General features: G+C 72.0%; 1 protein-coding gene. It reads right to left on the bottom strand.

Translation table 11 applies throughout. The features are described 5' to 3' along the window. A partial coding sequence (locus MD536_RS21850) for a hypothetical protein (RefSeq protein ID WP_239603891.1) occupies positions 1-279 on the bottom strand: 279 nt, incomplete at both ends.

The following is a 279-nucleotide window of genomic DNA, read 5'->3' as shown; positions in this document are numbered from 1 at the left end:
CGTTCAGTGCGCTGACGGCCGTGGTGACGTAGGTGGTGACCTGCGGCGGGCAAGTGTTGGCGAGTTCGATGAACCGCTCGCGCCAGCCAGCAAGCGCCTTGCACAGCGCGTCGCTGCGGGGCGTGACCTGCCCCTCGCCGGACGGCGCCACGATCGCGGCCTGCTGCTCGGCCGTCAGGTCGTTCCAGTCGGCCGCCGTCACGATCAGCGCGAACCGGTCGGCAAGCGCCGGGTCGAGCGCCTCCGAGCCGGAGTAGTCCTCGACGCCGCCCTGGTCCG

The sequence above is a fragment of the Flavihumibacter cheonanensis genome (assembly GCF_022352215.1).
GTDB classification, from domain to species: Bacteria; Bacteroidota; Bacteroidia; order Chitinophagales; family Chitinophagaceae; genus Flavihumibacter; species Flavihumibacter cheonanensis.
This window is presented reverse-complemented; position numbering and strand designations above follow the sequence as displayed.